Source organism: Bradyrhizobium sp. 2TAF36 (assembly GCF_052114925.1).
Lineage (GTDB): Bacteria > Pseudomonadota > Alphaproteobacteria > Rhizobiales > Xanthobacteraceae > Bradyrhizobium > Bradyrhizobium barranii.
Map to the genome: position 1 here is coordinate 64,298 of NZ_JBFRFR010000013.1, position 12,070 is coordinate 76,367.

General features: G+C 65.3%; 10 protein-coding genes. 5 read left to right on the forward strand and 5 right to left on the reverse strand.

All coding sequences use genetic code 11. The annotated features are described in order from the left end of the window. Positions 1-3: 3 nt before the first annotated feature. The gene (locus AB4Z51_RS09975; protein ID WP_135214059.1) at positions 4-915 is read right to left on the reverse strand and encodes a LysR family transcriptional regulator; all 912 of its coding nucleotides are present in this window, start codon (positions 913-915) and stop codon (positions 4-6) included. 120 nt (positions 916-1,035) lie between these two features. Between AB4Z51_RS09975 and AB4Z51_RS09980 the strand changes: the two genes are divergently transcribed. Then, a complete protein-coding gene (locus tag AB4Z51_RS09980) occupies positions 1,036-2,043 on the forward strand; it encodes an aldo/keto reductase (RefSeq protein WP_135214058.1) in 1,008 nt (335 codons plus the stop codon). Between the two features lie 9 nt (positions 2,044-2,052). Here the strand turns inward: AB4Z51_RS09980 and AB4Z51_RS09985 are convergent, their stop codons facing one another. Beyond that, entirely contained in the window at positions 2,053-2,856 is an 804-nt protein-coding gene (locus AB4Z51_RS09985) for a HesA/MoeB/ThiF family protein (protein WP_441497355.1), read from the reverse strand. Between the two features lie 126 nt (positions 2,857-2,982). Between AB4Z51_RS09985 and AB4Z51_RS09990 the strand changes: the two genes are divergently transcribed. After that, entirely contained in the window at positions 2,983-4,341 is a 1,359-nt protein-coding gene (locus tag AB4Z51_RS09990) for a serine protease (protein WP_167767945.1), read from the forward strand. A gap of 88 nt (positions 4,342-4,429) precedes the next feature. On the opposite strand, the gene AB4Z51_RS09995 is transcribed toward AB4Z51_RS09990, so the two are convergent. Both AB4Z51_RS09995 and ggt read right to left on the reverse strand, forming a co-directional pair. Then, positions 4,430-5,398 (reverse strand): sensor histidine kinase, encoded by a 969-nt coding sequence (locus tag AB4Z51_RS09995; RefSeq protein ID WP_244623070.1) that lies wholly within the window; start codon positions 5,396-5,398, stop codon positions 4,430-4,432. Between the two features lie 373 nt (positions 5,399-5,771). After that, on the reverse strand, positions 5,772-7,451 hold the full coding sequence (ggt, locus tag AB4Z51_RS10000) for a gamma-glutamyltransferase (protein ID WP_135214055.1): 1,680 nt from the start codon (positions 7,449-7,451) through the stop codon (positions 5,772-5,774). A 244-nt stretch (positions 7,452-7,695) separates the two neighbouring features. Here ggt and AB4Z51_RS10005 point away from each other — a divergent pair, with 244 nt between their 5' ends. Further along, entirely contained in the window at positions 7,696-8,439 is a 744-nt protein-coding gene (locus AB4Z51_RS10005) for a ParA family protein (RefSeq protein WP_085405035.1), read from the forward strand. Positions 8,440-8,712: 273 nt separating this feature from the next. On the opposite strand, the gene mutM is transcribed toward AB4Z51_RS10005, so the two are convergent. Further along, positions 8,713-9,612 carry a bifunctional DNA-formamidopyrimidine glycosylase/DNA-(apurinic or apyrimidinic site) lyase gene (mutM, locus tag AB4Z51_RS10010; protein WP_441497356.1) on the reverse strand — a complete coding sequence of 300 codons (900 nt, stop codon included), beginning with the start codon at positions 9,610-9,612 and terminating at the stop codon, positions 8,713-8,715. 81 nt (positions 9,613-9,693) lie between these two features. Here mutM and ubiE point away from each other — a divergent pair, with 81 nt between their 5' ends. Together ubiE and ubiB are read left to right on the forward strand one after the other, a co-directional pair. Further along, on the forward strand, positions 9,694-10,455 hold the full coding sequence (gene ubiE / locus AB4Z51_RS10015) for a bifunctional demethylmenaquinone methyltransferase/2-methoxy-6-polyprenyl-1,4-benzoquinol methylase UbiE (RefSeq protein WP_441497357.1): 762 nt from the start codon (positions 9,694-9,696) through the stop codon (positions 10,453-10,455). Further along, a complete protein-coding gene (gene ubiB / locus AB4Z51_RS10020) occupies positions 10,452-12,026 on the forward strand; it encodes a 2-polyprenylphenol 6-hydroxylase (RefSeq protein WP_441497358.1) in 1,575 nt (524 codons plus the stop codon). The genes ubiE and ubiB overlap by 4 nt, the downstream gene beginning before the upstream one ends. The last annotated feature ends 44 nt before the right edge of the window (positions 12,027-12,070 follow it).

The following is a 12,070-nucleotide window of genomic DNA, read 5'->3' on the forward strand; positions in this document are numbered from 1 at the left end:
GGTTTATTTGCCGCGCGCTTCGTGCCTGCGCCAATCCGCGGCGAAATCGATGAAAGCGCGTAGCGCGGGCGGCGTCTGGCGGCGGCTCGGATAGTACAGGAACGGGCCCGGAAACGGCTCGCACCAATCTTCCATCAAGCTGACCAGCGTGCCGGACGTCACGGCGTCATGGACGTAGCCATCGAGCGTCGCCCAGATGCCGGCGCCGTCGAGCGCAGCGCGCATGGCGAGCCCCATGTTGGTCGAGATCAGCTTTGCGGGCGGATCGACCTTCACGATCTGGCCAGCCTTCTCGAACTCCAGATCATGCATGACGCCGCTCGAGTAGCGGGCGCGGATGCAGTCATGGTCGAGCAGATCTTTCGGATGCTTCGGCTTGCCGCGGCGCGCGATGTACGCAGGCGATGCGACGACGACATAGCTCTGCTGACCGCTCAGCGGGATCGCCACCATGTCCTGCGCGAGGTGCTCGCCATAACGCACGCCGGCATCGTAGCCCGCGCTGACGATGTCGACGAAGCCGCTTTCGGAAACGATGTCGAGATCGACCTGCGGGTAGGTCGCGAGAAACGGCCCGACCATCGGCGCCAGCACGAGGTCCACCGCCGGCGGCGGCGCGTTGATGCGCAGGCGGCCCGAAGCCACCTCGCGCAGGCCGCGGACCTGATCCAGGGCATCGCCGACATCGCGCAGCGCCGGAGCGATGCGGGATAGCAGCAGCTCGCCCGCCTCGGTCAGCGCGACGCTGCGGGTGGTGCGGTTCATCAGGCGGACGCCAAGGCGCTCCTCCAGGTCCCGCAGCCGCTGGCTAAGGCTCGACACCGACACGCGAATTTCAATCGCCGCACGCCGGAAATTGCGGGTGCGGGCAACCGCCACGAAGACGTCGAGATCACGCAGATCGGGCTCGGCCATTGTTCGTTATGATGAACAAGCCATACTGGATTGTCCAGCTTATCGGCCTAATCGGTCAGGCGCATATCTGGCCTCGTCACGCGGCACAATCAGCCTGCCGCCTTTTCGAGGAGAACCATCATGGAACAGCGCAAACTCGGTTCAACCGGCCCGACCGTCTCCGCCCTTGGTCTCGGCTGCATGGGCATGTCGGAGGTCTATGGCCCCGCCGACCGCGGCGAAAGCATCGCCACGGTCCATGCGGCGCTCGATGCCGGCATCACACTGCTGGACACCGGCGATTTCTACGCCATGGGCCACAATGAAATGCTGGTGCGTGAGGCCCTGAAGGATGTGTCGCGCGACAAGGTGCAGATCAGCGTGAAGTTCGGCGCGCTGCGCGGTCCCGCCGGCGAATTCTCCGGCATGGACACAAGGCCAGCCGCGACCAAAAACTTCCTGGCTTATTCGCTGCAGCGCCTCGGCACCGATTACATCGACATCTACCGTCCGGCGCGTCTCGATCCCAACGTTCCCATCGAGGAGACGATCGGCGGCCTCGCCGATCTCGTGAAGGCCGGCTACATCAGGCATATCGGCCTGTCCGAGGTGGGCTCCGACACCATCCGCCGCGCGCACGCCGTGCATCCGATCGCCGATCTCCAGATCGAATATTCGTTGATCGAGCGCGGCATCGAACGCGACATCCTCAAGACCTGCCGCGAGCTCGGCATCGGCATCACGGCCTAYGGCGTGCTGGCGCGCGGCCTGATCAGCGGCCATTGGTCGAAGGACTCCGGCAAGACCGGCAGGGATTACCGGCCGATGACGCCGCGCTTCCAGGGCGCAAATCTCGACGCCAATCTCGCGCTGGTGGAATCCCTGCGGGCGATCGCCACAGAGATCGGCGCAACGCCGGCGCAAGTTGCGATCGCCTGGGTAGCGGCGCAGAGCAAAGAGATCATACCGCTGGTCGGCGCACGCACGCGCAACCGTCTCAACGAAGCGCTCGGCGCGGCGAAGGTAACGCTGACGCCGGCGCATCTCGCGGCGCTTGCAAAAGCATTTCCGCCCGACGTCGCTTCCGGCACGCGCTACGCGGCCGAGCAGATGGCGCATCTCGACAGCGAGAAGCCGGCCACGCGGTAGCGGCGGCGATCAGGTGCGATGGGCGCGGAGGTCAGTGATGACAGGCCCATCGCCGTTGAGCGGATTGGCCGGATCGCGCGCGTAGCGCAGCGTCTCGAAGCGCATCGCGCGCGCATCGATCATCAAGAGGCGGCCGACGAGGCCGTCGCCGAAGCCGACGATCTCGCGGATCGCCTCCAGCGCCATCATCGAGCCCATCACGCCCGCAAGCGCGCCCATGACGCCGGCCTCGGCGCAGGCCGGCACGGTGCCGGGCGGCGGCGCTTCCGGAAACAGGCAGCGATAGGTCGGATTGAACACGCCCTGCTCATTCTTCTCATGCGCGCGGATGGTGGTGAGCGAGCCGTCGAACGTGCCGAGCGCCGCCGTGATCAGCGGCCGCTTCGCGAAGAAGCAGGCGTCCGAGACCAGATAACGCGTCGAGAAATTGTCGGAGCCGTCGAGCACGAGATCGTAGTCTCCGATCATGCTCAGCGCATTGTCGGCATTGAGCCAGGTGGCGTGGCCGACGAAGCGGACATGCGGATTGAGCGCGGAGATCCGCTCGGCCGCGCTCTCGACCTTGTGCCGGCCGATATCGGGCGTCGTATGGATCACCTGGCGCTGGAGGTTTGACAGCGAGACCACGTCGTCATCGACCACGCCGAGCGTGCCGACGCCGGCGGCCGCCAGATACATCAGCGCGGGCGCGCCGAGCCCGCCGGCGCCGATCACCAGCACGGAGGCCCGCTTCAGCGCAGCCTGGCCCGGCCCGCCGACGTCGCGCAGCACTATATGCCGGGCATAGCGTTCAAGTTCGTCCGGGCTCAGCATCGTCGTCCTTCGTACCTCTCGCCCCTCATGATGAGGCGGCGCAACACCTGAACCACCCCAACATTGTTCGCGACCAACGAGATGTGCTTCAATGGTAGCACGTTCAATGGGCTGGCTGGATTTGTCATGAGATCGATGCTTGCGGCAACACTGATGTTCGCGGCTGCCACAGGCGCTAGCGCCCAGATGACGACACCAGAGATCCCCGGCACCAAGCCGAAGCCGGTCCAGACCGTGCCGATCCGGCCTCCCGCACTGCAGACGCCGTCGGCGACGGCCGATGCGATGGCGCAGGCGGAACGGCTGTCGCTCCAGTCCGACCTCGCCTGGGTCGGCCAATATAACGGCGCCATCACCGGCGACGTCAGCGCGCGCATGGTCGAGGCGATCAAGGACTATCAGAAGGCCAAGGGCGGCAAGCCGACCGGCGTGCTCAATCCGCAGGAGCGCGCCGCGCTCGCCGAGACCGCGCGGCGGAAGCAGGAGAGCGTCGGCTGGAAGATCGTGATGGAGCCGACCAGCGGCGCCCGGCTCGGTATCCCCGGCAAATTGGTGCCGCAGCAGGCGACCGATGCCAACGGCTCGAAATGGACTTCGCCGACCGGCACGGTGCAGGTGCTGCTGAGCCGCCGCAAGGAAGCCAACCCGACCACGGCGAAACTCGCCGAGCTGGAGAAGGAGCCGTCGGGGCGCAAGGTCGACTACACCGTGGTGAAGCCCGACTTCTTCGTACTATCGGGATTGCAGGGCCTCAAGAAATTCTACGTGCGAGGCACCTTTAAGGGCGACGAAGTCCGCACCATGACGATCCTCTACGACCAGGCGACGGAGAACACCGTCGAGCCGGTCGTTATCGCGATGTCGAGCGCGTTCAATGCGTTTCCGACGGGACCGCAGGCCGGGCCGCCGCCGCGCAAGACCGTCGAATACGGCACCGGCATCGTCGTCAGCGACGACGGTGCGATTGTCACCGACCGCCTCGTCACCGATAACTGTCTCGCGATCACCATTGCCGGCTATGGCAGCGCCGACCGTCTCGCCGAGGACAAGGAGCACGATCTCGCGCTCCTGCACATCTACGGCGCGCGCGGCCTGAAGCCGCTCAGCCTCACCGGCGGTACAGCGAAGACGAGCGTCGATGTCATCGGTATTGCCGATCCGCAGAGCCAGGGCGGAGCTGCGGGCGTGTCGAGCCTCAAGGGCGCGCTGGCGCCGGTCACAGCAAGCGATTCCGCGCTTTCCCCTCCTCCGGCGGTCGGCTTCTCCGGCAGCCCGGCCATCGACGGCGATGGCAAATTCGCCGGCGTCGCGCTGTTGAAGCCGGCGATGGTCGCGGGGCCCGCGACATCGGTGCCGGCGTCGCAGGCGGTGATGGTGTCTGCAGAAGCGGTGCGTAATTTCCTGAAGGCGAACGATGTCACGGCGAACGGCACGTCGACGGATGCGAAGGCGGCCGTCGTCCGCGTGATCTGCGTGCGGAAGTAGGCGAGAGAGAATAACACTTCTCTCGTGTCCCGGACGCGGTGCGGAACGCAATGCCCTCTCCGTTGAGCCACGCAGCTCCTACACGGTCTCACGTGCTCTTTGGCGAAGGTCCCAGATTTTCGAGGGGCGCGGTCAGCCTGCATGTAAGCCCGGCTGCGCCATACGAAACGTCAACGGAACCGCTGAAATCGTCCTTCAGCACCCGGGAAATCAGCCTGGAGCCAAAGCCTGTGCCGACGGGTTTCGATACGGACGGACCGCCAATCTCCTGCCAGACAAAGACAAATTTTGACTCGCCATCCTGAGCCTCGGTTGACCATGTAATCGATACGCAGCCTCCCGCTACGGTCAGAGCGCCGTACTTCGAAGCGTTGGTCGCGAGCTCGTGGAGCGCCAATGACAGAGCCAGCGCTTGTCGAGATTTCACGACGAGTGGAGGACCCGAGACGATGAAGCGGCCTTCGCCTGTCCGATAAGGTGCAAGAGCAGTGCCGATCACATCGTGGAGTGGCGCGGCCGCCCAATTTGATGCGGTCAGCAGATCCTGCGCTCGTCCAAACGCGCCGAGCCGTGCCTGGTACTTTTCGAGATCGGCTTTGCTCGTCGGGTCACGAAATGTCTGGGCAGCTACCGCGCTCAACACTGCGAGCGTGTTCTTGACGCGGTGCTTCAGCTCCTCATTGATGAGGTTCAGCGCTTCCCTTGCCATATGCTCGGACGTGACATCCCTGCAGACGACAAGCACGCCGCCCACCTTGCCTTCAAGATCAATTGGACCAAAGCTGTACGTCCACCAAACGTCCTCGCGGCGCCCGTGACGGGTCACCGGCACCAGCTGGTCCTCATTCCAGGTCGCCCCCTTGCCCGACATGACGTACTCGATCTGGGGACCAATGATGTCCCAGATCTCGGCCCAACACTCACGGCCGCGCGCGCCCAAAGCGCTTGGGTGCCTTTCCGGCCCCATCGTCTCCCGGTATGCATCGTTGTAGAACTGGATGAGTTCTGGTCCCCACCAAATGAACATCGGGTGCCGCGAGGTCAGAACGAGCCGCACTGTAACTCGAAGACTTTGGGGCCAAGTGTCCGGAGAGCCCACGGATGTGCTTGACCAGTCAAACGCTCGCGTCAAAGAGCCCATCTCGCCGCCGCCGGCCAGGAAGTCGCCGCTTATATCGCCGCCCATACGCACAGCCTTACTCAGACGCTGATCGACGAGCCTGCCGCCAGTGTTCCGCACCCTACATTGCCGAACTTGTGCCGTCATCTGCGCGGATCGGGCCGCATAGGCGACATCTGCCTCGCACCGAAAAATACCGCGGAGGTTCGAAAACCGCGAACCGCTGGATTTGCGGTCGCGACACCTGCCGGCGATTGGACGACGTCAGTTGTACAAGAGGTACGAGCGCACCGTCCTTGTGAATGCGCGGTCAGCTCAACCTGAACCTGACACCGCTCCGCGCAAGCCCTCCAGAGATCCCGACCGGCGTGCCGTCCGCGCGCCAGCAGGCGGCGCCGGTCATGCTGCCGTCGTCGTGGAAGGCAATGCCGTTCATGCCGCCCGCCACCGTCGCGACGGGCTGCACCTTGTGGCCGAGGCCCGCAAGCTTCGCGCGCACGGCCTCCGGCACCTTCTGCTCGACTTCGAGCGTGTTGCCTTCGGTCCAGATGCGCGGCGCCTCGACCGCTTCCTGCAGGCTCATGCCGTGGTCGATCAGATTGACCAGCGCCTGCATCGCGCTGGGGAAGATGCGCTTTCCCCCGGGCAGGCCGAGCGCATAGCGCAGCTTGCCGCCGCGCAGCGCCATCATCGGCGACATCGAGGTGGTGACGCGCTTGCCCGGCGCCAGCGACAGCGCGTGGCCGGGGCGCGGATCGAACAGGTTCATGTAGTTGTTGGCGATGGCGCCCAGGCCCGGGATCATGATCTTGGCGCCAAAGAGATTGTTGATGGTCTGCGTGGTCGCGACGACGTTGCCAAACGCGTCCGCCGCGGTCATGTGCGTGGTGTGCGCGCCTTCGAGCTGCGAGACGCCGGCGCCCCAGGCCTGCGCCCGCGCCGGATCGATGGCGCGGCGGCGTTCGTCGGCATAGGCCTTCGACGTGAGCTTCTCTACAGGCACGCCGACATAATCAGGGTCGCCGCTGGCGGCCGCACGGTCGGCGAAGGCGATCTTCAGGACTTCGGCGAGATAGTGGATGGTCTCTGATGTACCGAAGCCGAGATCTCCGATGTCATAGCCCTCGAGAATGTTCAGCATCTGCGCGATGTGGACGCCGGAGGCCGCGGGCGGCGGCGGGCCAAGGATAGTCCAGCCGCGATAGTCGGCGCGGATCGGTTGCCGTTCAACGGTCTTGTAGCCGGTGAGATCGTTGCGGCGGATGAAGCCGCCGGTCTTCTCCATGTAGTCGACGAGGATGTCACCAAGCGGCCCCTCGTAGAGCGCGGTCTCGCCGTGGTCGGCGATGGTGCGGAGCGTCTCGGCATATTCGGCCTGCACCACGCGTTCGCCGACCTTGAGCGGCTCGCCATCAGGCAAATAGATCGCCGCAATCGGCTTGTCCTTGCGCATCTCGGCGGCGCTCTCGCTGATGCATTCGTGCAAATATGGCGTCGCCGCATAGCCGCGCGCGGCATGCTTGATCGCGGGCTGCATCACGTCGCCAAGCGACATGGTGCCGAACCGGCGCAGCGTCTCGCACCAGGCTTTCAGCGAGCCCGGCGTGGCGACCGCCTTCGGGCCGTTGAGGTTCTCGTTGCCGACGGTGTCGAACACGTCATGCGCCGCGCCCGGCGCGGAGGTGTAGGTGGTGTCGCGCACCGCGGCGGGCACGGTGCTCTGCCCATCGATGAAACGGTGGCTGCCGTCAGCCAGACGTATATGCGCCATGCCGCCGCCGATGATGCCGACCATCATCGGCTCGACCACGGTCAGCGTGAACAGGGTCGCGATCGCGGCGTCGATGGCGTTGCCGCCCGCGGCCAGCATCTCGGCGCCGGCGCTTGAGGCCAGCGGATGGTTGCTGACCACCATGCCGCGGCTCGAGACCGCCGGCATCTTCTGGCATTCAAAGATCGTTGCCGTCCGGTCGCGCCAGTTTCCGCCCATGCCGCCTGCCCCTTTTATTCACGGCGGCAAGCACATCATACGCGCGATGACGGGTCCAGTATTGGTACGGATTAGCTGGCATTCCCGATTCTGCCATCATCGTTACCGTTGATTCGGACATCCGCGGTCCCCTTTGGATCGGGCAGGGCACGTCCTGAGCGAGTAGAGCTCAGCATCGAGAAGCGATGCACGTTCGCGTGGCGTTACCCCACAGACCCAAGCATTCCAAAGGATTCAACTTTCCATGCACACGATCGTACTGGCCACCCAAAAGGGTGGCAGTGGCAAGAGCACGCTTGCCATCGGCCTCGCGCTGGCGGCCAAGCAGGCCGGCTTCACCGTCCGCCTGATCGAAACCGACCCCCAGGGTACCCTGTCCAACTGGCTGCGTCGCCGCCACGCTGACGATCTCGTCGTCGAGCCGATCTATCACGCGGCCGACATCGCGCCGCGCCTGAAGATGCTGGCCGACAGCGGCTTGCAGCTCGCGATCGTCGACACCGCGGCCGGCCTCAGCGCCGCGACCACCGCCGCGATCCGCCATTCCGACCTCTGCCTGATTCCCGCTCGCCCGAGCGTTGCCGACATCGAGGCGACCGTCTCGACGCTGAGCGTCGCGCGCGCCTGGAAGCGGCCCTACGGCTTCGTGCTGAACCAGGCGCCGATCCGCGGCCAGCGCATCGACAACGCCGCCAACACGCTCGCCGAGGAAGCAGCGCTCGATCTCGCCGAGGTGCTCGCGCGCCCGCTGATCGTGATGCGCAACGACCACCAGGACTCACTCGCGAGCGGCCTCGCCGTCAGCGAATTCGCGCCGAACGGCAAGTCGGCGGACGAGATCCGCGGCCTCTGGCGCTGGATCGAGACCCGTCTCGAGCTCGAAGCCACGACCAACGTCCTGATCGACCAGGTCATCTCGGTCGCGGACGGGATGCTGCACGTCGCCGCCGAACACGCGGCGGACGAGACCACGACACTGGCGTCCTGAGCGGGGCGATCGCTCGGACGACAGGCGGCCTCTTCACTTATCCGGTTGAAGAGCCCAAGCGACGAATCAATCCGGCCACCAGCCCGGCCGGATTGCTTCGCTTCGCGTTTTTTCAGGCGAGCAACCATCCTCTTCGTCATTGCGAGCGCAGCGAAGCAATCTAGAGTCTTTCCGCGGAGGGATTCTGGATTGCTTCGCTGCGCTCGCAATGACGGCGTGGTGGGGTCGTCGCCTTCGCCGAGACTCACGGCCTATCGGCGGCAGGCCCGATCTTCACTTCTGACATTTCTGACACCAGAAGGTGGAGCGCCCGTTCTGGGTGAATCGCTTCACGGTGCCGCCGCACCCTGGCGTCTTGCAGGTCTCGCCCTCGCGGTCATAGACCTTGAAGGAGTGCTGGAAATAGCCGAGTTCGCCCGAGGTCTGGCGATGGTCGCGCAAGCTGGAGCCGCCGGCCTTGATCGCGTCGTTCAGCACGGTGTGAATGGCACTCACCAACCGCTTCGCATGATCGGTCGGCTCGCCGCCGCYGACACCCTTGCGACCCTTGGTCGCGAGTGTCGCGGCAATGCGGCGCGGTGACAGATGCGAGCGATGCAGCGCTTCGCAGACATAGATGTTGCCGAGCCCGGCGACCACGCGCTGGTCGAGCAGCGCGGCCTTCAGGCTCGTCGTCTTGCCCTCGCACGACCGCGCCAGCATCGCAGCATCGAATTCGTTGCCGAGCGGCTCGGGACCGAGGTCGCGCAGCAGTGGCTCGTCCTCAAGCGCGTTGCGCGCGATCACTTTCATGTAACCGAAGCGGCGCGGGTCGTTGAACACGATGTCGGCGCCGGAGGACATCCGAAACAGCACGTGGTCGTGCGTGGAGTCCTTGCCACGCGGGTAGTGAAACTCGCCCGGCGCGGCCTCGTTGTCCGGCTTGATGACGCGGAACGAGCCCGACATGCCCAGATGCATCAGCAGCACGTCGCCGGAGGCGAGATCGGCCATGAGATATTTTGCACGGCGGCCAAGCCCCGTGACGACCTGCCCCTGGAGCCGGGCCACGAAATCGGGCTGGAAGGGAAAGCGCAGATCCGGCCTGCGGGCCTCTGCGACGAGGATTTTCGCACCCTCCATGACGGGCTGAAGGCCGCGGCGGACGGTCTCGACTTCGGGCAATTCAGGCATGGTCAGGCATTCACCTTATGAGGGCGGTGTGATAGCGCCATTGCGGCGGCCGCGCTATGGTCCGCCCAGTGGAGTAGAGTAATGGATCGGCCGGGCGAAACCACGCATTTTGGCTTCAGGGACGTTCCCCTGGGGGACAAGCAGACGCTGGTGAACGATGTGTTTCACAGCGTGGCGTCGCGCTATGACTTGATGAACGACCTGATGTCCGGTGGCCTGCACCGGGTCTGGAAGGACATCATGATCACCGCGCTCAACCCGCCGCGGGGTGACCGGCCGTTCGCGCTGCTCGACGTTGCCGGCGGCACCGGCGACATCTCGTTCCGCGCTRCCAAGGCGGCAGGTCCCGGCTTCCATGCCACGGTGTGCGACATCAACGCCGAGATGCTGGCCGTGGGCCGCGAGCGTGCCGCGAAGCGGCATCTCGACACCCAGGTCGATTTCGTCGAGGGCAATGCCGAAGCGCTCGCCTTCGCGGACCGCAGCTTTGACGCATATACGATCGCTTTCGGCATTCGCAATGTGCCGCGGATCGACCTGGCGCTGCGCGAGGCCTATCGCGTGCTGAAGCCCGGCAGCCGCTTCCTGTGCCTGGAATTCTCCACCGTCGAGATGCCTGGGCTCGACCGGATCTATGACCTGTTCTCGTTCAAGGTGATCCCGCCGCTCGGCCGCATGGTCACGGGCGACGCCGAGTCCTACCAGTATCTCGTCGAATCGATCCGCAAGTTTCCGAAACCCAACGCCTTCGCCGACATGATCCGCGACGCCGGCTTCGCCCGCGTCGGCTGGCAGACATTGTCCGGCGGCATCGTCGCACTGCATTCGGGCTGGCGTTTGTGATTTCTTCCATTACCCACATTTCGCGCCTGATCCGCGCCGCGTTCGTGTTTGCGCGCGAGGGCGTGTTCGGTTCCGTCGATCCGACCCTAGTGCCGCCGCCAGGGCAACTCGCGCTGAAGCTTGCGYGCCTCGTCGAACGGCGCGGTCCAAAGCACGGACCACGGCTGACGCGCGCGCTGACCCGGATGGGCCCAGCCTATCTCAAGCTCGGGCAGTTTCTGGCCACGCGTCCCGACGTCGTCGGCGTCGTCATGGCGCGTGATCTGGAAAGCCTCCAGGATCGCTTGCCGCCGTTTTCGCAAGCCGAAGCGGAAGCCGCGATCGCGAGCTCGCTGGAGCGTCCGCTCAAGGACGTGTTCGCGAGCCTCGGCCCGCCGGTCGCCGCCGCCTCGATCGCGCAGGTGCATCGCGGCGAGGTGTCGCGCGACGGTGTCCGCAGGCCTGTCGCGGTGAAGGTGCTGCGGCCGAACGTGGCCTCGCGATTCCGCCGCGATCTCTCCGATTTCTTCTACGTCGCGCACAAGGCCGAGACCTATTCGAGCGAGGCGCGGCGTCTGCGCCTGATCGAAGTCATCAACACCATGTCGCGCTCGGTCGCGATGGAGATGGACCTGCGGCTGGAAGCGGCTGCAATGTCGGAGATGGCGGAGAACACAGGCGACGATCCTGATTTTCGCGTGCCGACCGTCGACTGGGACCGCACCACGCACAACGTGCTGACAATGGAGTGGATCGACGGCATCGCGCTGAACGATCACAAGCGCCTGGCAGAGGCGCAGGTCGACCTGCCCGATCTCGGCCGCAAGGTGATCCAGAGTTTTCTGCGCCACGCGCTGCGCGACGGCTTCTTCCACGCCGACATGCATCCCGGCAACCTGTTCCTCGATGACGCCGGCCGTCTGGTCGCGGTGGATTTCGGCATCATGGGCCGGCTCGGGATGAAGGAGCGGCGCTTCCTCGCCGAGATCCTGCTCGGCTTCATCACCCGCGATTATCGCCGCGTCGCTGAGGTGCATTTCGAGGCGGGCTATGTGCCGGCGCACCACTCGGTCGAGAACTTTGCGCAAGCGATCCGCGCCATCGGTGAACCCATTCACAACCGCACGGCGGAAGAGATCTCGATGGCGCGGCTGCTGACGCTGCTGCTCGAGGTCACCGGTCTGTTCGACATGACGACGCGGCCCGAGCTGATCCTGCTGCAGAAGACCATGGTGGTCGTCGAGGGCGTGGCGCGCGCCTTCGATCCCAAGCTCGACATCTGGAAGGTCGCCGACCCCGTGGTGCGCGAATGGATCGAGCGCAATCTCGGCCCGCTCGGCCGGGTGCAGGGCGCGCTCTCCGGCGGCAGCGACCTCGCCCGCGTGCTGATGCGCCTGCCCGACATCGCGCAGCGCTCGGTCGCGGTGCTCGAGCAGCTCGAGACCATGACGCGGGAAGGCATCCGGCTGTCGCCGGAGAGCATCGCCGCGATGGGGCGCAGCGAAGGCCGCAAGAACCGCTGGCGCACCGTGGCGCTCTGGATCATCGCCGCCACCTTCATCGGAATCCTGATCGCCGTCCGGAATCTGTGATTGCACTGCAATCACGGAAACGATAGCATCGCTATCATTCCGTG

Excerpts from the sequence above, each read along its gene's own strand:
- AB4Z51_RS09975 (WP_135214059.1), bottom strand. The coding sequence starts at position 915 with ATGGCCGAGCCCGATCTGCGTGATCTCGACGTCTTCGTGGCGGTTGCC.
- AB4Z51_RS09990 (WP_167767945.1), top strand. The coding sequence starts at position 2,983 with ATGAGATCGATGCTTGCGGCAACACTGATGTTCGCGGCTGCCACAGGC.
- AB4Z51_RS10005 (WP_085405035.1), top strand. The coding sequence starts at position 7,696 with ATGCACACGATCGTACTGGCCACCCAAAAGGGTGGCAGTGGCAAGAGC.
- ggt (WP_135214055.1), bottom strand. The coding sequence starts at position 7,451 with ATGGGCGGAAACTGGCGCGACCGGACGGCAACGATCTTTGAATGCCAG.
- AB4Z51_RS09985 (WP_441497355.1), bottom strand. The coding sequence starts at position 2,856 with ATGCTGAGCCCGGACGAACTTGAACGCTATGCCCGGCATATAGTGCTG.